Genomic DNA, 25563 nt, shown 5'->3' on the forward strand with positions numbered 1-25563 from the left:
TTACATCCCTTCTATCTTTACTGATACTTTTCCGTTAGCCAATATCATAGCTACAATAGCATTAGGGGTTAATATTACTTTATCTGGCTGAAGGCTGGTTAATACCCCATTTACCTTCACTCCTTTTACAGGTTCGTATCCATTAAGATAACCTTTCATAGATTGTTCTCCTTCTGCCAACTGGTCGGCTATCGAAAATTTACAGTTTTCTGTAATTTTTTTCAATATCATACCATGAGCCAGCCAATCGGCTGTTTTCAAAAGCTTATTTTTTGAATCCATCACAAAATCAACTTCATCTAAATAAACTTCTTTTGTAGTCATGCTGTACTTTGGTATGCCTGACAGATAAAATGTTCCATTTACAGAACCGCTCATATTCAAGGCAACAATCATTTTATTTTCTTTACCCCATAGCTCTACATGATTTACAACCACATATTTTTTCCCTGATTCGAAACGCTCTCCTGCAAAGTTCTTCTGTACTATTGCAGATGCATCTGCATAGGTTGCATAAGCTGCTACATTAACTTTAAACTGATTAGGTATTTTATCTATTGCTTTTAATGCCAATGCGTTCTTATCAAAAGATTTCTCGGGCTTTTTGCCTATTGCCGTTTCCAAATAAGCTTTTACTCCTAAACCTATTGTCACTTTTTTATTGGCAATAACGGCCCTTGTGGTATAGGCTTCCTGAGGTTGAAAAGCAAACCATGTATTATACTCTTCATTGATTTTAACAGGATTGCTTACTGCGTCTAAGGCTTCTAAAACATAGGGCTCTATATCCAATGACTCGGCTATAGCATCGTCTACTTTTTTAGAAATATATGATTTAAACAGTCCTATTGCGGAATTAATAGCGTAAGTAACGGGTACATTTTTTCCGGCAATATTTACGGAAGGACTTTCTTTCCAGACGATATCTACAATGGCTGTTCGGGTCGTCATTTTCCAATCTTTAAATGATATGAGGGAAACAAGTTTTATTGTTCCGTTCAAATAAAAATCACGGGTATCATACATAGACATCCCAAATTTATCGAAACCATAGCGGAACTTTCCATTGATACGCAGAGGAAAATCTATAAACACTTTCCCGTTTTGTTCTGTAACACGGATGGGCGCTTCTTTAGTTACCTTCATCATTACGTTATCATCGTTAATATTTTTGTCTTCGTAGATGATGCCTGAAAGATACTGGTTGGTTTGCGCCTGTATTTCGTTCATGGTAATTTCCAGGGGCATATTAATGAACGAAAGCTGTTTTTCGTAAACAACAGTTGTAGATAAATAATCTGGGTTGGGTTTTAGGGCGTTTACTTTTTTATTGGTACCACAGGATGTATACAACAAAACACCCGCTAATACGGATAGTGTGTACAGGATTCTTTTAAACATATTTTATGCAAAATTATTTGGCAAAAATAGTTGATTTACAAGATAAAAATCCTAAATGTAAACGTAAAAATTCAAATATAAATTCAGGTTACCACACAAGGTCGCCTGAATTTATTTTATTCATTATTAAAGGTTGAAATTATATTAATGAAATGTATCAATTTCAAGTTTTCTAATCAACTCCGAAGAAATACCATTGGAATATACGCCATAAGCATTAACTAAGACCCCTTTAAACGTACCATCTAGAGATTCTATAGCATAGGCTACTGAGTTATCATCGGGATCTGACATTCCCTCAAACCGATAACTCTCTACTACTTTAAAGTTTTCCGGATATAGTACCAACTCTTTTTCTTCTTCTTTTAACGCATTACCCTGCAGTTTAAGGTTCCCTGAATAACCTCTTTTGCTAAGATCGGCTAAGGCTTCTACCAAAGTATCAAACCCTTTCCTATGATGTTTTAGATGGCTTTCGTTTTTCATAATTATTATCTTTTGATTCTTCTACCAGAAGGAAATTTAGAACGGAGGTAAATACGGCTAATACCAGTAATATATGTACCAAAGTCCGTTCATTAAATATAATGAGTCCTAATATCCAGCCTACAAAAAAAAATATGGCTATAGCATATAACAATTTTCTCATTTCTATAAGTACCATATATACAACAGGTAATTAAAAACAAATGATATGCCAATATTTAGATATTTATCAATAAGAATGTCACATAATTAACTCCTAAAAAACTCTGCAAACTTTTTGAGCATAAAAAAAGCGTTCAGGTGTCTCTGAACGCTTTTCTATTATTTTGTTTGATGAGCTTATAATTATCTGCCCATCCAACCCCCGTCTACCGTAAGTACAGTTCCCTGAACATAATCTCCGGCTTTTGATGCTAAGAAAACTACAGGTCCTTTAAAATCTTCTGGTTCGCCCCATCTTCCTGCCGGAATCCTGGAAAGAATAGAAGCACTTCTATCTGCATCTTCTCTTAATGCCTCTGTATTGTCTGTACTAATATATCCAGGAGCAATAGCATTTACATTTACTCCTTTAGAAGCCCACTCGTTAGCAAAAGCTTTAGTTAACGAACCTACAGCTCCTTTACTTGCTGCATAACCCGGAACCGTAATACCTCCCTGGAAAGTCAGCAAAGATGCAGTGAATATAACTTTACCGTATCCTCTGGCTACCATCTCTTTACCAAATTCTCTGGTAATGATAAATTGGGCATTAAGATTTACATCTATCACTTCATCCCAGTACTCATCCGGATGCTCGGCTGCTGGTTTTCTCAGGATGGTTCCTGCATTATTAATTAAAATATCTACTTGATGACCGTCTGCTTTTACCTGATTAATAAAAGCATAAACATCGTCACGCTTAGAGAAATCGCATTTATAGGCTTTAAAAGAACGGCCTAATGCTGTTACTTCTTTTTCTACCTGGCTTCCTGACAACTCTAATGATGCAGAAACCCCAATGATATCAGCACCTGCTTCTGCCAAAGCTACAGCCATTGCTTTACCGATACCTCTTTTGCATCCGGTTACCAATGCTTTTTTCCCTGTTAAATCAAATAAATTCAATACACTCATTTTTTCTAAAATTTATTAGCCAAACTTATTGTTTATTATTGAGAATTACCAATATATTTTTCTAATTATCATTGTTATTGATACAGTTAAAACGTTTGCACACTTCAAATAAGCCCAATAACGCCTATGTGTTTTATGTCGAAATCTTAGCTGAAATATAATATAGCCCAATCATTACTTTGTAGATACTTATCATTCAAAAATCTTCTATCCTATTGTAAAAGAGGAGGCGTATTAAAGCATTTCGTCCGGATTCACAACATAAATACCCAATTTTAGGGAAATTTACCCCCCTTTACAATCGGCTTTTGTAAGCATCTTAGCAACAATTCTTTGCTTCTAAAAAGATATAGCAAATCGATTAGCCAACACCTTAATTATTTACGACTTAATAATAATATAAATTCAGATCAGTAATATTTATGAGAAGTTTCGGTACTTTATCCTTATCACTAGCTGCTTGTATCACCGCATTGAATGTACAAATTTCAACGGCCCAAATAACAACGCCAACTATTCCTGCTAAATATATTCCCAATAAAAAAAGCTTATATAAAAAAGACTGGATAGATTTTAATAAAAATGGCATTAAAGACATCTACGAGGATCCTAAAGCAAAAATAGAAGACAGAATTGAGGATCTATTGAACCAAATGACCATGGACGAAAAAACATGTCAGATGGTTACATTATATGGATATAAACGAGTTCTGGGAGATGCTTTACCTACCGAAGAATGGAAATCTAAAATATGGAAAGACGGAGTAGGTGCAATTGATGAACACCTCAATGGTTTTCAACAATGGGGAGCTCCTCCTTCAAGTCATCCTTTAGTTTGGCCTGCCTCCCGTCATGCCTGGGCTATCAATGAAGTTCAACGCTTTTTTATTGAAGAAACAAGATTAGGTATTCCAGTAGATTTCACCAACGAAGGTATCAGAGGTATTGAAAGTTTTAAAGCAACCAATTTCCCTACTCAATTAGGTTTAGGACATACCTGGAATAGAGATTTAATACGCAAAGTAGGACTTATAACAGGAAAAGAAGCGAGATTATTAGGCTATACTAATGTGTATGCTCCTATCCTGGATGTAGGTAGAGATCAACGTTGGGGACGCTATGAGGAAGTTTATGGAGAAAGTCCCTATCTGGTTGCAGAGCTCGGAATCCAAATGGTAAAAGGTTTACAAAACAACTATCAGGTTGCGGCTACAGCTAAACATTTTGTTGCTTATAGTAATAATAAAGGAGCAAGAGAAGGCCTCTCAAGGGTTGACCCTCAAATGTCGCCTAGAGAAGTTGAAATGGTACATGTCTACCCTTTTAAAAGAGCCATAAAAGAAGCTGGCTTATTAGGAGTAATGAGTTCTTATAATGATCACTACACCATTCGCTCCCCTTGAACCGTAAATAGCAGTAGCAGATGCATCTTTAAGAACATCTACAGATTCTATATCATTTGGATTTAAAGTAGCCAAAGGGTTATAACTTGTATAACCTCCTACAGACGAAGTAGCTACTTCACTGCCATTAACATCTATTTGCAATCCGTCTATTACAAACAATGGTGAACTTGAAGCATTTATTGAATTAGCTCCTCTGATTTGCATATTAATGCTGCCTCCGGGCTCTCCTGACTGATTGTTAACCTTTAATCCTGCAATTCTTCCCTGTAATGCCTCAGAGACATTATTAGCTCCTGTTTGGGTCAACACATCACCTTTTATGTTACTAATTGATCCCGTTACATCTCCCAATTTAGAGACTCCATATCCTATAACAACAACCTGATCCAGTGATCTTGTTTCTTCTACGTCTAATCTGACATCACTTATTGACGAACTGTTTGCCGGGATCTCTTTCGGTTTAAATCCAATATAACTGAATACCAGCATTTCATTAGAGTTATTTACAGATAGAGAAAAGCTTCCTTTAGCATCAGATACTGTACCTTTCTGACTCCCCTTAATTTTTATAGAAACACCTGGTAAAGAATTTCCGTCTGTATCCGAAACTTTCCCTGACACTTTTAATTGTGCATAACTATCTTCTTTAAAAAGTAGAAAGCCCAGAACAAATAATAAATAAAATAGTGGTTTTTTAATAAACTTCATTTTATAGGTTTTTTACATTGATTTTTATTAATCTGTTATACTTAGCTTGTAGGCAAGTATGATTAGGTTATACAAATATTAAAAGTATTCCCCTGGAAGAGGTAGTATAAATTTCCCTAAAAAGGGGTATTTATATCCTTTACGACTGTATTACCGGACGATAATTTTAATTAAGCAATACGTTCATCTTCTCATTGTAAATTTTATCTCAATTTATTTTGCAGTAAATATCGCTTCATTTTGATAATGCTTATCTTTCGGCACTTTTTACAGGTATGTAATACACACTAGGCTTAAACTGCATATCAGAGTTTATAGAATGATAAAAAAAAGAATATCAGGTATTTGGAATTATTTGATAGGTGATGCACCTCAATTTTCACTACAAAGTAGAATTTACCATTCCATCTGTATTATTACCATACTTGTTATTTTCTACACTATTCCTTTTAGCCTATTAAACAATTTACCCTGGTTAGCTTTACTTTCATCAGGTTTATTGTGTCTTCAAATCTTTTTATACTATTTATCACGATACAGAAACTGGCTCAATACCAGTATGATTATTTACGCTGTTATTTTCAATATTTTTTTCGCAGTCAGTTACTATTTCTCATCGGGCATACAGGGCTCGGTACTTTTTTCTTTTATCACAGTGCATTTTTTAATTATAGCTACCGCTCAAAAGAAACATTATTGGCTATGGACACTTGGAAATATTATTCTTGTAATATCGCTTATTGTTTATGAATATTATCATCCAGAATTTATTATTGACAGTTATAATGACCGGGTGACACGTTTTATAGATATCACCTCTACATATATTGTTACTATTCTACTCATTTTTGCCTGCCTAACCTACATCATCAACAATTATAATGTCGAAAAACGTATTGCTGATAATAGTTTATCAAAATTGCAACAACTAAACGAAGAAAAGAACAAGTTACTGTCCATTGTTTCTCACGATTTTAATTCTCCTCTAAGCAATATACAAACGTATTTAGATATACTTGAACGTACTGATTTAAATCCTGAAAGCCGAAAGGAATTGGAAAAGGAGTTAAGGCAGGTAACTAATGACACGCAACATTTCCTGAATAATCTGCTATTGTGGACAAAGAAACAAATGGAGGGTTTCGATTTTTCGATCGCTGCAATTGATATTAACAAATGCTTATACGGAACAGTTGAAATCTGCAGAAACCTGGCTGTAAATAAAGGCATTTCTTTCGAATATGAAATTCATCAAGATACTTTCATTAAAACCAATAACGACATTTATCAGCTTATTGTACGTAACCTGCTAAACAATGCCATTAAGTTTACCCCTTCGGGTGGAAACATAACTATTTCATCTGTGTTAGACAAACAATTTCTGACATTACAGATAAGGGATAATGGCAAGGGAATTCCACAAAACAAACAAAACCAAATATTTACTTCTACAGTCAAATCTACTTTTGGTACAAACAATGAAAAAGGCACAGGGTTGGGCCTGAGAATGTGTAAAGAGTTTACCGAGGCGTTAAATGGAAAAATATGGTTTAAAAGTGAAGATGGAAAAGGTACTACATTTTTCCTTCAAATGCCCTTGGGCTACCATTTTGAATAAGCCCCCGTTTTTAAGTTTATTGTTTTTCCAAACTTTGTCTCATTGCTTGAATATTCTTCACAAACTGAGGTTGATTTGATTTCTCGACTTCTGTAGCCCACTTTTCAAACCCCTTTTTATCTGCCTTTACAAAATAACTATAAGCCAAATTGTAAGCAGTTTCATATAAATAACCATTATTGGCTGCTTTATCTATAAAATCCTTATACGTTTTCTCCGCCTCATCTAATTTATCTGCTTTTGTGTAAGCATATACTAGTTCTTTATAAAACAAGCCATTAGTGGGTTGAACTTTTAAAGCAGCAGATAGTACTTTTACAGCATCATTATATCTACTTAACGCATTGTAAGAATAGGCCAGTTCAAAGAGTAGTTTTTCATTTTGCTTATCTTCATTATACACCTTCGTTAAAATACCGAGGGCTATATCAGGTTTCCCATTAGCATTGTACATAGATCCTAAAGCTGTCTGATAACTTATTTTATCAGCGGAATTATAAATTGACAGCCAGTCAGGCTCTGGCTTTAAATCTAATTGTTTTAACTCCGGCTCTGATAGCACATATACAGCACTGGTATTTTTCCCCAGTCTATACTTAAAACTCGATTTTTTAGTCTTTGGATCTTCGACTAACTTTTCTAACTCTGTGCCACTTGCGTTTATTCTCCCTTCATACTCAAATGTAGGTCCAGCCACTACATCTAAATATATGAACCCGAACGAATACAATGAATCTTTAGCTGATTTAGGAAAAACCACCCATTTATCTATAGCATCGTAAAACTTGGTATTGAATTTAAATACAGTCTGAGCATTTAAGTTTAATGTTCCAGAAAGTATAGTGATTAGAATAAAATAAATACTTTTTTTCATAGGGTTTGATATAATTCTAATTATAATATTTCTCTATGCGTTTATCTGGTACTAACCATAACAATGCTATTACATAGTAAATAAAAATACCGAGAAAAGGTAATATAAATGCCAATAATATTCCTAATATATAACCTATGGTAGAGATGATCTCTTTACTTCCTGAAGTTACGGTTTTTGCTATATCTGAATCTTTACCTTCTGTTTTTATCGCAACTTTCTCAATAATCATAAATGCAACACTACTCATCAGTAAAACAAAACCATAAACTGCAGTAGGTAAGGTCGAATTATAATTTTCGCCCATCCACCCCGTGGCTACTGGCAAGAAAGAAAGCCAAAACAATAAATGAAGATTGCTCCATAATATTTTTCCATTTACCTTTTTAATTGTATGAAATAAATGATGATGATTATTCCAATAAATCCCAACATAAATAAATGAAAAAAAGTAGGAAAGAAATTTAGGGATATAAGGTTTCAGACTTAAAAGTCCATCACCCACAGGAACTTTTAAATCTAATACCATAATGGTGATAATAATAGCTAAAACGCCATCACTAAAGGCTTCTAAACGGCTTGTTGTCATTGGTTTGTTATTGATATTAAAACAGCATTAAATCTAATAATTTTCTCAATCAATTTATGGTTCTTTATGATAGAGAAAACACTCTCGTGATAAGTTAAGGGAATAGAGTTCATAAGAAGCACCTTATCCCAAACAGTAAAGATATTATTACCAAACAGACTTTTATAATCAGTATACCTTACTTACGTAGCTATACAATAATTTAACTTGGTTTCTATGGTGATTTTATTGAACTTAGGAACCAATTTACTTTGATTCCAATGAAAAAAACAACATTATTATTTGCAGCTGCTTCGCTATTGGTAGCTTGCAACAACAATCCGAAACAAACTCAAGACAACAATCAAGATAGTATAACCAGTTCACAGACAACAAGTACGACAGAGCCCCAGGCAAGCGGGACCTTTAATATCGAAAACATTCCTGTAACTACATCAGATATAGGCAGTTTTCCTTACTTCACTTTGCCTAAAGGATTAAAACCCATGAACAGACCTTTTTTGAAGAATTTCGATGTCTGCTTTTTCCCAGTAAATGGTATTATGACACCTTTTGAAGGAAAACTCTACAAAATAAATGTAACTGAAGAGCAAGGAGAACAATTCTCTAAACGGTATTTTGAAAAAAGTATAGAAGATTATTTACAGTCTGTAGGTGCTGTTAAAGTATTTGATGGTATGATAGGCAGGGAAGAATATGAACGTTACAACAAACAAGACCCTAATAAAGGTGATGAAGGCGATATAGGCTATGCCGATGAAAATATTAAGTTTTACGTGATTCGCACCAAGGATCAAGGGAATATTTTTATACAGTTTAGCGCAAACAATTTTGGTGCAAAATTAAATATCCTTCAAGAAGGTACCATGACTCAGACCATTACCAAAATAACTGCGGAAGAGATTGCAAAAGATCTTTCTGAAAAAGGAAAGTCTATTCTGTACATCAATTTCGATACAGACAAATCTAATCTTACCGCTGACGGAAAAGAAATTGTTCAACAAATAGCGGATGCTTTGAAGAAAGAAAGCTCGTTAACAATTAATATCGAAGGACATACAGATAATACAGGCGATGCCGCACATAACAAAAAGCTTTCTACAGATCGTGCAAACGCAGTACTGAACGCTTTAACTACAAATGGCATTAACAAGTCACGTTTAACCGCTCAAGGTTTTGGAGCAGAACACCCACTGGTAGCCAACGACAACGAAGCTAACAAAGCAAAAAACAGGCGGGTGGAACTTATAAAAACTAATTAAGGATGCTTTATAAAAGATTGTCAAAGCGTTAAAAACAAAAAAGCCACTGAATCAGTGGCTTTTTTTGTCGGGGTGGCAGGATTCGAACCTACGACCTCCACATCCCAAATGTGGCGCGATACCGGGCTACGCTACACCCCGATTAGGTATCACCTTTTTTAAGACTTAAAAGTCTTGCGGAGAGAGCGGGATTCGAACCCGCGGTACCGTTTCCAGTACGACAGTTTAGCAAACTGTTCCTTTCGGCCTCTCAGGCACCTCTCCTCCCGTTTGGGAATGCAAATATAACAATAGGAATATATCTTCAAAAGAAATTTTAAAACTATTCTGGATAATCTATCCTCACATGGTATATCCCCATTAACATTGTCTTGAAAATCAACTTAATAGTTTCAATTTCTTTCAATGTAATATTACTATCATTTAATTGATTTTGTTCCAATTTATAGTCAATAATACGTTCTACCAGATTATTTATAGACTCTGCATCCGGTTCTTTTAAACTTCTGGACGCCGCTTCCACCGAGTCGGCCAACATTAAAACAGCCGTTTCTTTTGAAAACGGAATAGGTCCCGGATATCTAAAAATATTTTCATCAATCAATTTTTCAGGAAAATTCTTTAAAAACGACTGGTAAAAATAATCTACTCTCGAATTTCCATGATGTGTTCTGATAAAATCTATGATTACCTCTGGAAGATTATTTCTCCGGGCCAGCTCCACTCCATTAGGCACATGTTTGATAATAATCTGCGCACTGTCTTCATAAGAAAGCTTATCGTGTGGATTTAATCCTTTAATCTGATTTTCAATAAAAAACTGTGGGTTCTCAATTTTACCAATATCATGATACAAAGCACCTGCTCTTACCAACAAAGCATTTCCCCCTATTTTAAAGATAGCCGATTCTGCCAAATTAGCTACCTGCAAAGAATGCTGAAATGTTCCCGGAGCTTTAAATGCTAATTCTCTCAACAAACTGGTATTGGTATTGGTCAGTTCCATTAAAGTAATATCAGACGTTATACCAAACATTTTTTCGAAAAGATAAATTAACGGATAGGCCAGCAACGACAATAATACACTGATAATAAACGGTGTAAATTTCATCCAATCCAATGCTGCAAAAGTCCCTTCTCTGATTAATGAAATACCTAAATAAGCAACTATATAATTCAGCAATATTAATAAGGAGCTTATCAGAAATTGCTCTCTGCGTACCAGATTCTTGATACTATAAATGGCAACCATGCCTGCAGTAATCTGTAAAAATGCAAACTCAAAGCTATTAGGAACAAAAAAACCGGCAATTAACACTACCAAAAGATGGATATTTAAAGCCAACCGGGTATCAAACAATATCCTTATAATGACGGGAACTATACAATAGGGAATGTAATATACGCTGGGTAGTTTAATTTTTATAGCCCACGACAGAAATACCAGCATTCCAATAATAACCACCAATATCAGAGATATCTGCCTGTTATCATAAAAAATATCCTTTCTAAAAAGGTAGAGGAAAACCATCAATAAAAATATCACCAATCCTACTGCTAAAAACTGGCCTAAAAAAACCAGTTCCCTGCTTCCTCTTACTTTAGCATTTTCTTCATAAGCTTGCTTTAATGATTCTAACTTTTGATAAACACCCTCATTAACAGTATTTCCATTTTCAATAATAACCTCTCCTTTCTGCACCATCCCACGGGTTACCGATACATTTTCCACCGCCTGCCTTTCCAGTGCTTCTGTAAAACGTTCATCCAGAATAATATTTGGAGTTATTCTATCTTTAATAACACTGATTAAGATATCTGTGCGCACCTGTTTATTAGCCACTATTTTCTCGCTAATCTGCGACAATGCAGATGATGTAGTTAGCAATGTTGCAGTACTTACCTCTCTTCGCACATTGTTTTTCAACAAAGTAATCAGATAACTTCCACCATCTTGTTTCTTTTGATAATTTTGGTTGAGTCCAATAATCCCGCGTTCATAGATATCTCTCAATACATTAAAACCATATTCGAAAGTTTTCTCCTTATTATCATTTTCTGTAAGAGAGGCCGCTCTCCATTTAGCTTCAAAATCTGCCTGATACTGGTTAAGCTGAGCATCCTGAATTTTATCATCAACTCTATAAACCGGTAAAACAGATTTCAGTATACTTTCCTTATCCTTTTTTATCTCTGCATCGGTTTTCTTAATTGCATAATTATAGGGCGATATCAGATCGTCATGCAGCCAAACCATTCCTCTTTCAAATTCGTATTTAAAACGGGGTTGTTTGGGTAAGACAATAGTGATAACGGTAACACTGAAAAACATCAGGATGTATTTAATTACCGAAGCATATTTCCGGTATATAATCTGATGCGAATTTTTATTAAATCGGTTCACAAGATTTATTTTATTTTAAAACCGCAAAGAGCGCCAAGTTCTCAAAGAATTAAAATCCATCTCCGTATTCTTTGTGTACTTTGTGGTTAATGTTTCATTTTACAAAAATAAGACTTTAAAACTAACTACTTAAGCAAAAACAAACACAAGTCTTTAAAGTTTATATGGCTGGCTTCTTCTGCGCTATTACTGTTTTTTTCATAAATTGCAAACAACAAGTAGATCAATAAACACATAGTAACATGCGCTTTTTCTTATTTCTGACTCTTCTAGCATTCTTAAAACCGTTTAACCTCAGCGCTCAGGAATTATCTATGTACCAATATGAGGACTCTCTTAAAGTATTGGGAAATGTAATCATTAACGATACCACGGAAACAGCCCGCAGCACCGCTAACGAAAAATTTATCAAAACCTTAATAAATGCCTTAAAAACAAAAGGCTCTTTTAATTATAAATTTTCGAGATTACAGAATATCGTATCCATCGTCACTCCAGAAGACAGGAAGTTTCGGGTATTTACCTGGTTCGTTTTTAGTCGCAACGGAAATTTCAGGTATTACGGTGCTATACAAATGAGTAATCCCGAAAAACTGGAACTAATTCCTCTTATTGACGGCACACAGGAACTGGAAAACGGTACCGAACAAACCCTGTTACCTTCTAGTAAATGGTTAGGCTCTGTTTATTACAATATAACTCCCGTAACCGGAAAACCTTTTTACTATATTTTATTGGGATGGAAAGGAAACTCCATTGAAAGCAGCTCTAAAGTAATTGAAACATTAAGTTTCGAAAATGGGCGTGTAGTATTTGGTAAGCCAGTATTTCAACAAGAACCCAAATCTAACATTTATCTTGCTCGGAGGGTATTCACCTACAATAGCGATGCATCCATGTTTTTACGTTACATCAAAAACGATAAAGTTTTTGCTTTCGACCATCTGGTGCCTCCACATCAGGAATTCCAAAACAGTAAAGACAAATATATCCCAGATCTCACCTACGATGGCTACAAATACAAAAACGGAAAATGGATATATGTGGAAGATCTTGATTTAAAAAATCTTCCTGACGAAAAAGACGACTCTTTTGTAGACCCCTCTAAAATAACTCCCAGCAGTATCCCTATTCGGAAATATTGATATTAAGCTTTGTTTTCCGGCTTTGTTTTGTAAATTGATTGTTTCATTTTAAGTGTAATTATCATTTTTTATTTATTATTGATGGTTAAATACTTCTTATTGAGAAAAAACATACAATAACACTAACATATATTTTTTATTTACTATGCTGCAAAGCCGACCTAACGAAACCGATTTTTTCAAGAGTAATGTCCTTGGACACCCATCGGGACTATTTGTTTTGTTCTTTACCGAAATGTGGGAACGTTTTTCCTATTATGGAATGAGGGCCTTACTGGTACTTTTCTTAACCTCTTCTATATTGGGTGACAATGCAGGTTGGGGCTGGCCACGTGAAAATGCCCTGGCTATTTATGGTTCATACACTTCGTTAGCTTACCTGACCCCTATTTTAGGTGGCTATGTAGCCGATAGAATTATAGGTTACCGTTGGGCTGTTATAGTGGGAGCCCTATTAATGACCTTAGGCCATTTATCTATGGCTTTCGAGTTTAATCCTATATTTATGTATCTGGGCTTATGCCTGCTTGTACTGGGCAATGGTTTCTTTAAACCCAATATGACATCTATTGTAGCTCAGATTTATGAAAAACACCCCGAAAAGAAAGATGGTGCCTACACCATTTTCTATATGGGCGTAAACGCAGGGGCCTTTTTAGGGATGCTTTTATGCGGTTATATAGGCGAAAGCCCTGATTGGGGCTGGAGTTATGGCTTTGGTTTAGCTGGTATTTTTATGTTATTAGGCATGTTACAATTCTACTTCACCCAAAATATTTTTGGAAATGTAGGTTTAAAACCCACTTATGATGGAGACCAGGTAAAGCCCATTAACGAAACACCCGAAGAAGCCAAAAAAAATCCATTCTCTACCTTTGACCTTACTGTTATATCCATTATCGCTATTATTGGCCTCACGTGGATTATTAACGATCCCATGTCCAAGATTACCGACATCAACCTATTTAATTTCTCTATATCAGGTATTTCCGGAAACACCCTCTCAATATGTATAGCTCTAGTTCTTTTCATTTTTATTTTAATCAAGAGAATTTTGCAATACACAACCGTCCTTAGAGACAAAATGATTGCCGTAATTGTACTTGCTTTCATCACTATCTTCTTTTGGGCTTCTTTTGAACAGGCAGGAGGATCTATGACCATTTTTGCAAAAGATTACACAGCAAGAATACTGGAAGGAAATGCTAAAATAGGTTTTAACATAGCAAATACCCTTATCACAGTTGTACCTTTAATAATTATCACCTTTGTTCTTTTTAAATTATTCCAGCAAACTTTTAAGAAATATGCTATTGGCAACACTATTCTTTTAAGTTCGTTCATTATTGTATGGGGACTGGTTATTTTTATGCTTAAAGCTCAATATGCAGATGTACAGGCAGAAGTACCCGCAACCTGGTTCGGAATTTTAAATGCCTTGTTTATTATAAGCTGTGCACCCTTGGTTTCTAAAATCTGGGAAAGCAAATACAATCCACCTGCAACATTTAAATACGGAATTGGTATGATTTTATTAGGAATAGGCTTTGCCGTATTAGCCTACGGAGCCAGCTCTATTCCGCAGGGAGCTAAGACAGCATCAGTGAGTATGATGTGGTTAGTTTTTGCCTACTTTTTTCATACCATGGGCGAACTTTTTATTTCTCCGGTTGGACTTTCTTATGTCAGTAAACTTGTTCCGGGACGCATGATTGCTATTATGTTTGGTATCTGGTATTTAGCTATCGCTATAGGCAACAAACTAGCCGGAACTATGGGGGGTATGATAGACGAGATTACAGCACAATATTCTATGTCTACATTTTTTATGCTATTTACCTTTATTCCAATTGCATTAGGTATATTTATCATGATGCTAACGCCTTTATTAAAAAAATTGATGCATGGCGTCCATTAATTAAGCTAACAATAATACCAGGAAAAACTACTATTTAGAAAATGGCGGCACCAAACGAAAACCTTCAGGAAATTCAGAATTTCGACGGTAAATATCCTAAACAACTCTGGTATCTGGCCATGGTAGAAATGTGGGAACGTTTTTGCTTCTACGGCATGCGAGGCGTCTTAGCCATATTTATGGTAGATCAGTTGTTATTATCTGACAAAGAAGCCAATTTAAAATACGGAGCCATACAAGCATTTGTTTATGCTTTTACTTTTATTGGTGGAATTTTCGCCGACAAAATTCTTGGTTTTAAACGCTCACTTATCTTCGGTGCCATACTTATGATTGCCGGAAACGGATTAATTTCTGTGTCTCCACATGACTTTTTTTATCTCGGTATTGCTTTAACTGTTATAGGAACGGGCTTTTTTAAACCCAACGTATCGTCTATGGTAGGCGAACTATACAAAGACGGAGACCCCAGGAGAGACGCCGGTTTTGGAATATTTTATTCAGGAATAAATGCAGGAGCCTTACTTGGAGGAGCACTTTGTGTATGGTTAGGAAAACAACATTCCTGGAGTCTGGCATTTCTGGCTGCAGCTATTGTTATGATAGTTGGGCTTTTAGTATTCCTACTTACCAAAAAGCATCTCAAACCTATCGGGAACAGCCCTTTACAACACTTTTCTAAGCTTAAAAAAAACACCTACGAAATATTGGTTTATATATGTGCATTAGCCTGTATACCTTTAATATTTATTATGGTGCACAACACCAGGTATACAGACCTGTTCATGTACACCATAGGCCCAATAGCCTTATTTTATTTCGTATTCCACCTTCTTAAAGAATCTGACAATAAAGCCCGCAAGAAACTTCTTGCTGCTATGATTTTGATCCTATTCTCCATTATCTTTTTTGCAATATTTGAACAAGCCGGAGGTTCACTAGCCCTGTTTGCCAACAATAATCTGCACCAAAACCTATTGTTTTTCAATATAGACCCTAATATTATTAACAATGGAGCCAATTCTTTCTTTGTTATTACACTGAGTCCTTTACTAGGTCTTTTGTGGTTAGCCTTTGCAAAAAAAGGAAAAGAACCTAACACGGTAATTAAATTTGGATTGGGATTTTTATTTCTGGCTGTAGGTTATTATGTATTTTTTGCCACAAGATTTTTTGCCGATGCCAACGGAAAAACCTCTTTAGAAATTTTCACCCTCGCTTATCTTGCTGTAACTATCGGAGAACTGTGTTTATCTCCCATTGGTTTATCCATGATTACAAAATTATCTCCAAAACATTTAGGAGGAATGATGATGGGTTTATGGTTTTTAGCCAGCGCGTACGGGCAATATCTGGCAGGCTTATTAGGTGCCGGCATGTCCTCTCCTGACGAAAACGCATCACTTCTAGAGAAAATGATGGGCTACACTCAAGGTTATCAACAATTGGCAGTATATGCTTTAATTTGCGGCTTGCTACTTATTTTAATCTCTCCTCTGGTTAGAAAATTAATGGGTGATGTAAAATAAAGATTCCAGGGTTGTTGTCATTTTTATATTTTTTTAACTTTTAACCTCAATAATTAAGCGTAATTTCGTTGTTAAAACAAGAAAATTCCAAGTGTCAGACAGCATCGTAATCATACCCACATATAACGAGAAAGAAAATATTTCTAAAATCATTCATAAGGTATTTTCTCTTTCGCAGGATTTTCATGTGCTGATTATTGACGATGGTTCTCCGGACGGAACAGCTGATATCGTAAAAAATCTGATGGGGGTTTATCCCGGTAAACTATTTATAGAAGAAAGAAAAGGGAAGTTAGGCTTAGGAACCGCCTATATCCATGGTTTTAGATGGGCACTCAACAAAAGTTACGAATACATATTTGAAATGGATGCCGATTTCTCCCACAATCCTGAAGACTTGATTAAACTGAAAGCAGCCTGTGTAAACGGAGCCGATGTAGCTATAGGATCCAGATATATCAACGGTGTAAATGTGGTAAATTGGCCTATGAACCGGGTATTGATGTCCTATTTCGCATCCGTATATGTACGTTTCATTACCAGAATAGAGATACAAGATGCTACCGCAGGATTTAAATGTTACAGAAGAAAAGTATTACAAACTATAAATCTTGATAAAATCAAATTTGTAGGGTATGCCTTTCAGATAGAAATGAAATTCACAGCCATCAAACATGGCTTTAAAGTAGTTGAAGTTCCTATTATATTTACAGACCGCACAGAAGGAACCTCCAAAATGTCAACCAAGATTTTCAAAGAAGCTTTTTTAGGTGTCATAGACATGAAAGTAAGAAGCTGGTTCAGAAAATATTAATTTAAAATATTAGCTGAACCTGTCACCTTCGCTCTACTAAACAAAAACACCCGAAGATTATAAGTGTTATAAAAATGTAGTGAAGGTTGAGTGAACTTTCTGGCTCAATCAGCCAACTTTGTATAAATATTTGTAAATTCATCCCCATGAACGAGCATCTTGACCCGAGTAGTGAAAAAATGTCTTTTACAGATAAAGAGATTGAGAAAGTGCTCCGTCCGCAAGAATTCGAGGATTTTACCGGACAGGAAAAAATCCTGGAAAACCTTAAGATTTTTGTTGAAGCAGCAAAGTTAAGAGGCGAAGCCTTAGACCATGTACTTTTACATGGCCCTCCCGGTTTAGGAAAAACTACGCTTTCTCATATTATAGCTAATGAAATGGGTGTGGGCATCAAGGTAACCAGTGGCCCCGTACTCGATAAACCAGGTGACTTGGCAGGTTTACTAACTAATCTGGAAGCCGGAGATATTCTTTTCATTGATGAAATACACCGTTTGAGTCCTTTGGTTGAGGAATATTTATATTCAGCCATGGAAGACTTCAAGATTGATATCATGCTTGAAACCGGACCTAACGCCCGTTCAGTACAAATCTCACTCAATCCCTTTACTTTAGTTGGTGCTACCACACGTTCAGGTCTCTTAACGGCCCCATTGAGAGCCCGTTTCGGGATTAATTCCCGTTTGCAATACTACGATGCAAAATTATTAACAACCATTGTTATGCGTTCTGCGTATATATTAAAAACTCCGATTACAGAAACAGGCGCATACGAAATTGCAAGAAGAAGCAGGGGAACACCAAGGATAGCCAATGCGCTGTTAAGGAGGACAAGAGATTTTGCACAAATCAAAGGAAATGGCGAAATTGAAACTGAGATTGCCAGATATGCATTAAACGCACTAAATGTAGACGAACATGGCTTAGATGAAATGGACAACAGAATCTTAACAACCATAATAGATAAATTTAGAGGGGGGCCCGTTGGCTTAAAAACCATTGCTACTGCCGTTGGAGAAGATGAAGGAACAATAGAAGAAGTGTACGAACCTTTTTTAATACAGGAAGGTTATTTAATGCGAACTTCAAGAGGGCGTGAAGCTACACCGGCAGCTTATCAACATTTAGGAAGAATTAAATCGGGAACACTATTTTAATTTTCATAACGATAATCCAAAGCATCAATATACCTGTATATGCAACAACATAATTTTGACGTAGACATTCAACTACCTTCATCCAATCAGAAAATCAAAATCAACAAAGACACCATAGAAGTCAATCAATCCAAGATCAATTGTTCTGAGGTAAAAGCTATAAAATATGGTGTATCGCTTATTGGCCCTGTAAAAAAACCAGTACGTAAAGAGTATAAAATAGACATACTGGACAAAAATGACAAAACACTATCTATCAGTTTTTCCAGCTCCAAAGTACAGGAAATGCTGGAAGAAGACCATACTTACTATTATGTAATGTCAGGTTTATGGCAATACGTAAAAAAAGGTCTCATCAGTAGTTTTATTGACACCTTAAACAACCATGAAAGTTTTAATATTGGTCATACAAACATTAATCATGATGGCGTTACGCTGTCTTATAAAACGTGGTGGTTTGGAAAAATAAAAACAGAAGTTACACCCTGGTCTGACCTAAAATATTATCTGGACAAAGGAAACTTAAATATCCAGAGCTTGAGTAATGGCAAGAAAAAAGCTCAGCTTAGTCTTCATAACGATTGGAACGCTGTAGTATTAAATACTTTAATGCATTATCTATGGCAAGACAATCGTAAGCAGAAATTGGCAAAAGGCGAAAAAATATAAATACTTACGGACAGGGCATTATTTATGCTCTGTCCATATTAAATTTCCTGTTTTATACCCCATCTTTTTAGCTCTGTCTAAATAATCAGCTTTTATATCTTCTGGGATAGTCACAGTCCTTGAAAGAATCCACATATAATCTAAATTATTCCCAAATACCAAAGCATACTTATAATCAGCAGCTACAGCTACAACATTATAACCCGAGTAAAAAGGTCCAAAAAAGGAGACTTTTAACCTGCCATTACCATCATGTAAATTTACAGGCTTTGCTTTTCCAATACTTTCTTTCCATTTGCCCTTAACATAATCATACCCCCTATTTTTCACCTTAATAGATCCATCTTGATTCAATGTATATTCTGCTGTGACTTGATTAAGGTTTTTTTCGAATTTAAAATCCAGACGAGCTATTTCGTACCATTTTCCCAGATACCTATCCTGATCAAAAGGTTCAACCGCTTGTGCACCTTCAGGAATTGTAACACTACATGAAGTCAGGTATAAAGAAACCAATGCCACAGAAGCAGCAACCCATAGAATTTTTGACGTTTTCATAGATACAATATATATTTCCGGGAAACCTCTATCTATTTTTGTACCAAAAAGATAAATTGCTTGTTAGTAGCAGAAAATCATAAAGCAGAAATTAAATTCCTATATTTTTTCGTATTAAAAGAATGAGATCACTTTGATAAGATTAGGCTCTCACTCAGATCTCTTTTATCTCTATTAATTTATCTAAAAAAACTCTTGACACCACATTAAGCCAGACATTTAATATAATGCACATCATTATCTCCTAATAAAGAATCTTATGGCTTAAAATTTACAATCTACGACTCAAAATACCCCCGCCTCTACTCCTTCTCTATCCAAACCCCATCCGTCCTGATAATCTCTATCAGCTCATTTAATGCATCAGCAGAAGGCACATTCTTTTTCACCACCTCTTTGCCCCTGTATAAGGTAATCTTATCTGGCCCGGCACCTACATACCCATAATCAGCGTCAGCCATTTCCCCCGGTCCATTTACTATACAGCCCATAATCCCGATTTTAATCCCTTTAAGATGATCTGTCTTGCTTCGGATCATTTGGGTAGTCTCCTGTAAATCAAAAAGTGTTCTGCCACAAGAAGGACAAGAAATATATTCAGTTTTTGATATTCTTGAGCGTGTTGCCTGCAAAATACCAAATGCTGTAGAAACGTTAAATTTCAAAGAAATCTGCGGGGCATCAATCCAGACACCATCCCCAAAACCATCCAACAACAATGCGCCCAAATCTGTTGCAGCATATAATTGAGTTTTTAAATCAATAATTTCCTGATGGGCATCTTCAAAATGATAAGATCTTTTAAGTATAACCGGAGTATTTACCCCCATCTCCGTCAATTTAAAGAAAAACGCCCTTTGATCTGCCATACCATGCACCTCGTCTGTTTCCAGTACAAAAACCAACGTATCATCAAAAGGGATATTCGCAAAAGCGTCTGTATAAAGATCGGTTCTTTTAAGTTGTACTAAATTCAACGAAGGGTCCCTTCCCTCCGCATCGGCATATTCCTGTAACGTAAATAAAGGATGACAATTGTAAGTTTCTGTCAAACTTAACCAGGTAGAATAATCGTACAGTTGTTTCAGATTTCCGGGAAAACTAAAAGAGGGCAGCTGATTGCCCATGTAAGCAAAATCTATAGATTGGTCGCCCATATTGTATTTATCCAACACCGCTGAATAAACGTAACCAGCGTCTGCTAAAACAAATGGATCTTTAAGGTTTTGCCTGGAAATATCCAGAATTACCCGGGGTACCTGATGACCACCAATAAAAGTATTTAATTCTGCACTTTCTCTTTTTTGATATTCGAACGGTGAAAATATAGAAGGAATCTCAACATCATTCGCTTCACGGATTAAACTTTGTTGCTTTCCCCTCTCCTCGTAACGTTGTGCCAATACCCGGGCAACCGGAATTTCAAATTCAGGCTCCTCCGTTAAAGAAACACGAATAGTATCTCCCAAACCATCTTCCAGCAAAGTTCCAATCCCCACGGCAGACTTAATTCTTCCATCTTCGCCGTCACCTGCCTCCGTTACTCCCAAATGCAAGGGATAATTCATCCCCTCCTGCATCATCGTATGTACCAGCAAACGATAGGCCTGTACCATTACTTGTGGGTTACTGGATTTCATAGAAACCACCAATTGATGGTAATCCAACTCCCGGCAAATACGTATAAATTCCATAGCCGACTCTACCATCCCTTTAGGTGTATCGCCATACCAAGACATAATCCTATCCGATAAAGAACCGTGATTAGTACCTATACGCATTGCTCTGCCGTTTTCCTTACAAAGCTGAACTAATGGCGCAAACTTAGATTTAATACGCTCCAGTTCTTTTTTATAAGCTTCCGGAGTATAATTTATCTCCTCAAATTTTTTCTTATCGGCATAATTACCTGGGTTTACCCGTACTTTTTCTATATGTTTAGCTGCTTCTTCCGCAGCATTAGGTGTAAAATGTATATCGGCAACCAAAGGTGTGGTATAACCTTTAGCATCTAATACTTTACGGATATTGGCCAGATTTTTAGCTTCTTTGATAGATGGCGCCGTAATTCTTACCAGCTCACAGCCAGCATCAATCATACGGATACTTTGTGTCACAGACCCCTCTGTGTCCATCGTATCCACCGTAGTCATAGATTGTAACCTGATGGGGTGATCGGCTCCCAACAACACATTCCCTATTTTAACTTCTACGGTTTTAAATCTGCTGTACTGAACTATGGAATTACAATATACCTGATTCAAAGACTCTTTATTCTGCATTTCTTCTGGCGTTTGCACAAAAATAAGATTAAAGAAAGACTTCTATAGAAAATGATGTATTTAGATAAATTATAATTAGTTATCTGGTAAATTTCATTTCTAATTTTTTGTTACCGGTTTTTACTTCTTGCTTACTGTCATAAAACCTGACATCTCTTTTCATTCCTTCCCATAACATCTCATGATCATTTTTATAAATGACGCTTACAGGATAAAAATCACCTATGGCAAAAGGAAGGTATATTCTTTCTCCATCATTAATAAGCTTGTTCACATTACCTATAGAATAATTTATCGCTATTATATTAGATACTACTTTTTCTCCCGAAACGTCCACGCAGTACAGTTGATAATAGTTTATACCGGGTTTCGGATTTTTATCAATACAAACATAATTCATTCGGGAAGTCCCGCCCTCAGCAAGAATCTTATCTAAAAAAACAAACTCCTTTCCGTCATGGCTGACATAGAGTTCGAAATGCGAAATGCGATGTTCAACAGCTGTTTCCCACTTAATCAATATTTCTGATTGCTGAACGTAACCGGAATAAGAAAGCAACCTCAGGAAAGGCTTTGTAGTATCGTCTTCTAATATTTTTATATGGTTAGCTTTTTTAGACAAAACCTTATTAACAAACTGTATTTCATTGTCAACAATCATAATACCGTCATACTCTTTTAACATATCAGGTCTTTCTTCATATACTTTTTGCCCCGTAATGGTGTCATAATAGGAAACCTTATAATCGATTAATCGCCAGGACGAGATACTGGTTTCATTTTTTTGACTACATGCAAACAAACAGGCTATTAACAACAAATAACTATATCTCATAAATTATATTCATACCATTAATAAATATACTTAAATTTTTAAAACAACAAGTTTTCCAGATTACTCACCCTCATCTTTAAGATCATGTTTATTATAAGGATAATATTAACAGTATTTAACTATAAATAAAAGAGAGATAAAACAGTGGTTTTATAGAGTTCTACCTCTATGAACCCTCTAGCAACCCTCTATTTACCCACTAAAATATCTCTTTAAAAATGCTTACAGTAGTAACTGTATAATTCATCCATATCGGATGAAAAAGCTATAAAATATATGGATAAAAAAAAGGTGTGGAATAATGAAAAAAACCTATCATCCGACTGTATTCGAATATAGTGCCAGAGCTTACATCAAAGCTTCTAAAAGCCTCATCTGTTAATCAAACAAAATGTAATCTAATAGTTTGTGACACAACCAAATTTAGCATTGACACCAAGTAAGGGAGGAACTGTATCTAATTGTACCACCCCCGCCTCTTCCTTTTCCATCATCGTGAGCGCAGTCCAAGGCTCTGTAAACTTGAACAGCAGATTAATAAAAACGGATTATTTCTCACTTCCACTATCTGAATCAATATGACGGTGAACTGTGAGGGATAAATTAATGAATGAGAAACTATGAATCATATATAAGCCATGATCCATAAACTATGAATTATAAATAATTGCCTGGTACTATTTTACCTTTTGCCAAACAACCATTCGTCTTCAACAGCATGATAAACAATGACCCAGCTATAATCTTTTGGAAAAACAACAGCATCTTCAAACCAACAATCTAAACTTTCCTCCTTTATCTTTTGTACTAAATCCTGAAAATCTATTTCTAATAAGAACGGATATTGTATCCAGCATATATAAACATCATGTTCGTGGATAAGTTCTGTCAATACACTAATTAGATCTGCAAATGAACCTACAACGGATAAATCAGGAAAATAACGAGATGAGTGTTTATTGGGGAAAACATCTATCAACGACTCCATTACTTTTTCTCCCATTACGGTCTCAACTCTTGACAAACTGTATTTTGCAAAAGGTTCGTTTTGGAATTTCTCCATAAACAAAGACTGAAATTCTGAGGGTACAAAACGTAATGAAACAATATGATACTTTATTTGAGCATGCAGTAGTTCATCTAAGATTTCTGTAAAGGGTTCAACGTAGGTTTTAAAAAAGTCATCAAACCGGATACGTAATTGCAATTGGGCCCTTTTCTGTACGATTTGGTTACGATATTCTGAATCCATTGTTTAGAAATTAATTTTTGAAAGAAGTCGCTGCTTATTTTATAAGAACCGATTTTTCTTCTGCAGTTAAATTTCCAAAAAAAGATTTATACAAAGATGTTCCATTTTGGAAGAAAGATTCATTAGAGCAAGTAGATTTTCCTACAATTTCTTCTATCATCAATGCGTCTGGAAAAGCAAACATATTAACACAAGGTAGCTTTTTATTCCAATTTAATGTTACTTTCCCTGATGTCTCATTCCACACCGAACAATTTATTTTTTTTGATGCTAATAACATACGATTGCTTTCCGATGTTATTTCTTTAGTAAAAAGATCTTGTTTCTGCTTGTATTTCTTTAATTTATCATCGTACTCGCTTGTATATTGCTTGTAAGCAATATCTGAGTCTGTCTCAAGATTTTTAAAATTAGCCAACTTCAGATTAAGTTCTTTTTCTAATTCTCTTGCCTTTTGTTCTTGTTCTTTACCGAGAGTTCCGATTAACTGTGTAATTTCCAGGGTTAGTTTCTTGCTTTTTTCTTCTATCTCTCCTATAGTTTGTTTATATTTTTCAATGTCCCTATTCATTTTTTCTTTTAGCACGCCCACTTGCTTAATTAATGCCTCCTTTATTTCGACTAATTGATTTTTCAATACCTCATTACCTTCTGCCTTTGTCAACTTGTCTTCTGTTTCTTTTATTGCTTTATAAAGTTCGTTCAATTCATTTTGCAGGGTTTCAGTATGTTGTTTTTGTTGAGCCTCAAGGTTTGAGATTTGTAATTTATTTTCGGCTATTTGTTGTTTTTTTTCAGCTTGCTGTAGCTCATTTTTTTCTTTTATCAATCCGAGTTCTGTTTTATTTTTTTCAGCAAATTCTTTTTCGGTCCAAGTTTTTTTGGCCTTTAATACCTTTTTTTGACTACTGGCAACAAGTGCTTTAGAACCTGACACCAAAATATCTTCTAACCAAAGATTATGTTTACCAGTAGCATCATTTATTATTTTTCTCTCGTAGTTTTTACTATGCTGAGTAATTTCTTCACATAACTTTTCGTTAGCTTTTTTGATTTTCTCTATTTCATCATATTGCTTTAAAAGTGCTCTATCGCCTTTTTCCAGGTTTTGAAGCTGTACTTTTTTTATGGCTATTTTTTCAGAAAATGATTTTCTTGTGGTCTCTATTTCGTTAGTAGTCGCCGGAATTGCATATCCCTTTACTTCCCCTAAATGCTTTTCAAAGCTTTCTCCTCTTTTTTCAAAATCTGACTTCCATCCACCACACTGACTACATCTTGCCCCAACTTTCATATCGGCTATAAGGTTATCCCGTTCTTTATTTAACGCAGCTATCTCGGCTCTTAATTTGGCCATATTTTCTTTCCACTGATTTTCTAAATCAGGAATTTTACTACGTAGTTGCTTTATTTTCTCTTCGTTGTTTTGATAGGAATCAACTTTATTTTCTACCGATGTTACTTCTGAAACACCTACAGTTTGAGCAGACAAAGTAGTATAAACAAGGAGAAAAAAAATTGATATTATATTTTTCAT

General features: G+C 35.4%; 22 protein-coding genes and 2 tRNA genes. 9 read left to right on the plus strand and 15 right to left on the minus strand.

All coding sequences use genetic code 11. The features are described 5' to 3' along the window. From ACFSAH_RS13685 to kduD, 4 genes are all read right to left on the minus strand, one after another. Complete coding sequence (locus ACFSAH_RS13685) at positions 1 to 1401, minus strand: DUF4403 family protein (RefSeq protein WP_379663307.1); 1401 nt, start codon at positions 1399 to 1401, stop codon at positions 1 to 3. A gap of 144 nt (positions 1402 to 1545) precedes the next feature. Beyond that, a complete protein-coding gene (locus ACFSAH_RS13690; protein ID WP_379663308.1) occupies positions 1546 to 1887 on the minus strand; it encodes a phosphoribosylpyrophosphate synthetase in 342 nt (113 codons plus the stop codon). Then, positions 1856 to 2050, minus strand: a complete 195-nt coding sequence (locus tag ACFSAH_RS13695) for a DUF5670 family protein (protein WP_379663309.1) — start codon at positions 2048 to 2050, stop codon at positions 1856 to 1858. The genes ACFSAH_RS13690 and ACFSAH_RS13695 overlap by 32 nt, the downstream gene beginning before the upstream one ends. A gap of 182 nt (positions 2051 to 2232) precedes the next feature. After that, positions 2233 to 3003, minus strand: a complete 771-nt coding sequence (gene kduD, locus ACFSAH_RS13700; RefSeq protein WP_379663310.1) for a 2-dehydro-3-deoxy-D-gluconate 5-dehydrogenase KduD — start codon at positions 3001 to 3003, stop codon at positions 2233 to 2235. A gap of 422 nt (positions 3004 to 3425) precedes the next feature. Here kduD and ACFSAH_RS13705 point away from each other — a divergent pair, with 422 nt between their 5' ends. Beyond that, positions 3426 to 4406, plus strand: a complete 981-nt coding sequence (locus ACFSAH_RS13705) for a glycoside hydrolase family 3 protein (RefSeq protein WP_379663311.1) — start codon at positions 3426 to 3428, stop codon at positions 4404 to 4406. Here ACFSAH_RS13705 and ACFSAH_RS13710 read toward each other — a convergent pair. Next, positions 4356 to 5117 carry a TonB-dependent receptor plug domain-containing protein gene (locus tag ACFSAH_RS13710; protein ID WP_379663312.1) on the minus strand — a complete coding sequence of 254 codons (762 nt, stop codon included), beginning with the start codon at positions 5115 to 5117 and terminating at the stop codon, positions 4356 to 4358. The genes ACFSAH_RS13705 and ACFSAH_RS13710 overlap by 51 nt on opposite strands. A gap of 319 nt (positions 5118 to 5436) precedes the next feature. On the opposite strand from ACFSAH_RS13710, the gene ACFSAH_RS13715 reads away from it, so the two are divergent. Next, the gene (locus tag ACFSAH_RS13715; protein WP_379663313.1) at positions 5437 to 6735 is read left to right on the plus strand and encodes a sensor histidine kinase; all 1299 of its coding nucleotides are present in this window, start codon (positions 5437 to 5439) and stop codon (positions 6733 to 6735) included. Positions 6736 to 6751: 16 nt separating this feature from the next. Here ACFSAH_RS13715 and ACFSAH_RS13720 read toward each other — a convergent pair whose 3' ends face one another. Together ACFSAH_RS13720 and ACFSAH_RS13725 are read right to left on the minus strand one after the other, a co-directional pair. After that, positions 6752 to 7609 carry a tetratricopeptide repeat protein gene (locus tag ACFSAH_RS13720; RefSeq protein ID WP_379663314.1) on the minus strand — a complete coding sequence of 286 codons (858 nt, stop codon included), beginning with the start codon at positions 7607 to 7609 and terminating at the stop codon, positions 6752 to 6754. 16 nt (positions 7610 to 7625) lie between these two features. Continuing rightward, positions 7626 to 8198 (minus strand): TMEM175 family protein, encoded by a 573-nt coding sequence (locus ACFSAH_RS13725; protein ID WP_379663315.1) that lies wholly within the window; start codon positions 8196 to 8198, stop codon positions 7626 to 7628. A 260-nt stretch (positions 8199 to 8458) separates the two neighbouring features. On the opposite strand from ACFSAH_RS13725, the gene ACFSAH_RS13730 reads away from it, so the two are divergent. After that, positions 8459 to 9460 (plus strand): OmpA family protein, encoded by a 1002-nt coding sequence (locus ACFSAH_RS13730; protein ID WP_379663316.1) that lies wholly within the window; start codon positions 8459 to 8461, stop codon positions 9458 to 9460. Positions 9461 to 9527: 67 nt separating this feature from the next. Here ACFSAH_RS13730 and ACFSAH_RS13735 read toward each other — a convergent pair. The 3 genes from ACFSAH_RS13735 to ACFSAH_RS13745 all read right to left on the minus strand — a co-directional run bounded on the left by ACFSAH_RS13735 (position 9528) and on the right by ACFSAH_RS13745 (position 11792). Beyond that, positions 9528 to 9601 (minus strand) — tRNA-Pro (locus ACFSAH_RS13735). A 36-nt stretch (positions 9602 to 9637) separates the two neighbouring features. Next, positions 9638 to 9724 (minus strand) — tRNA-Ser (locus ACFSAH_RS13740). A 58-nt stretch (positions 9725 to 9782) separates the two neighbouring features. Continuing rightward, entirely contained in the window at positions 9783 to 11792 is a 2010-nt protein-coding gene (locus ACFSAH_RS13745; RefSeq protein WP_379663373.1) for an HD family phosphohydrolase, read from the minus strand. Between the two features lie 314 nt (positions 11793 to 12106). Between ACFSAH_RS13745 and ACFSAH_RS13750 the strand changes: the two genes are divergently transcribed. From ACFSAH_RS13750 to ACFSAH_RS13775, 6 genes are all read left to right on the plus strand, one after another. Then, positions 12107 to 13009, plus strand: a complete 903-nt coding sequence (locus ACFSAH_RS13750) for a hypothetical protein (RefSeq protein ID WP_379663317.1) — start codon at positions 12107 to 12109, stop codon at positions 13007 to 13009. A 145-nt stretch (positions 13010 to 13154) separates the two neighbouring features. Beyond that, on the plus strand, positions 13155 to 14927 hold the full coding sequence (locus ACFSAH_RS13755) for a peptide MFS transporter (RefSeq protein ID WP_379663318.1): 1773 nt from the start codon (positions 13155 to 13157) through the stop codon (positions 14925 to 14927). 41 nt (positions 14928 to 14968) lie between these two features. Further along, complete coding sequence (locus ACFSAH_RS13760; protein ID WP_379663319.1) at positions 14969 to 16456, plus strand: peptide MFS transporter; 1488 nt, start codon at positions 14969 to 14971, stop codon at positions 16454 to 16456. A gap of 91 nt (positions 16457 to 16547) precedes the next feature. After that, the gene (locus ACFSAH_RS13765; protein WP_379663320.1) at positions 16548 to 17270 is read left to right on the plus strand and encodes a polyprenol monophosphomannose synthase; all 723 of its coding nucleotides are present in this window, start codon (positions 16548 to 16550) and stop codon (positions 17268 to 17270) included. A 146-nt stretch (positions 17271 to 17416) separates the two neighbouring features. Further along, positions 17417 to 18430, plus strand: a complete 1014-nt coding sequence (gene ruvB / locus ACFSAH_RS13770; RefSeq protein ID WP_379663321.1) for a Holliday junction branch migration DNA helicase RuvB — start codon at positions 17417 to 17419, stop codon at positions 18428 to 18430. A gap of 39 nt (positions 18431 to 18469) precedes the next feature. Beyond that, on the plus strand, positions 18470 to 19099 hold the full coding sequence (locus tag ACFSAH_RS13775; protein WP_379663322.1) for a hypothetical protein: 630 nt from the start codon (positions 18470 to 18472) through the stop codon (positions 19097 to 19099). 18 nt (positions 19100 to 19117) lie between these two features. Here the strand turns inward: ACFSAH_RS13775 and ACFSAH_RS13780 are convergent, their stop codons facing one another. From ACFSAH_RS13780 to ACFSAH_RS13800, 5 genes are all read right to left on the minus strand, one after another. Further along, the gene (locus ACFSAH_RS13780) at positions 19118 to 19657 is read right to left on the minus strand and encodes a lipocalin family protein (protein WP_379663323.1); all 540 of its coding nucleotides are present in this window, start codon (positions 19655 to 19657) and stop codon (positions 19118 to 19120) included. Between the two features lie 302 nt (positions 19658 to 19959). Continuing rightward, positions 19960 to 21939, minus strand: coding sequence for a (E)-4-hydroxy-3-methylbut-2-enyl-diphosphate synthase (gene ispG, locus ACFSAH_RS13785; RefSeq protein WP_379663374.1), 1980 nt, complete (start codon positions 21937 to 21939; stop codon positions 19960 to 19962). Between the two features lie 79 nt (positions 21940 to 22018). Then, on the minus strand, positions 22019 to 22774 hold the full coding sequence (locus tag ACFSAH_RS13790) for a hypothetical protein (protein ID WP_379663324.1): 756 nt from the start codon (positions 22772 to 22774) through the stop codon (positions 22019 to 22021). 682 nt (positions 22775 to 23456) lie between these two features. Beyond that, positions 23457 to 24026 (minus strand): hypothetical protein, encoded by a 570-nt coding sequence (locus tag ACFSAH_RS13795; RefSeq protein WP_379663325.1) that lies wholly within the window; start codon positions 24024 to 24026, stop codon positions 23457 to 23459. Positions 24027 to 24060: 34 nt separating this feature from the next. Further along, the gene (locus ACFSAH_RS13800) at positions 24061 to 25563 is read right to left on the minus strand and encodes a hypothetical protein (RefSeq protein WP_379663326.1); all 1503 of its coding nucleotides are present in this window, start codon (positions 25561 to 25563) and stop codon (positions 24061 to 24063) included.

The sequence above is a fragment of the Pseudopedobacter beijingensis genome, assembly GCF_042678145.1.
Taxonomy (GTDB): Bacteria; Bacteroidota; Bacteroidia; order Sphingobacteriales; family Sphingobacteriaceae; genus Pseudopedobacter; species Pseudopedobacter beijingensis.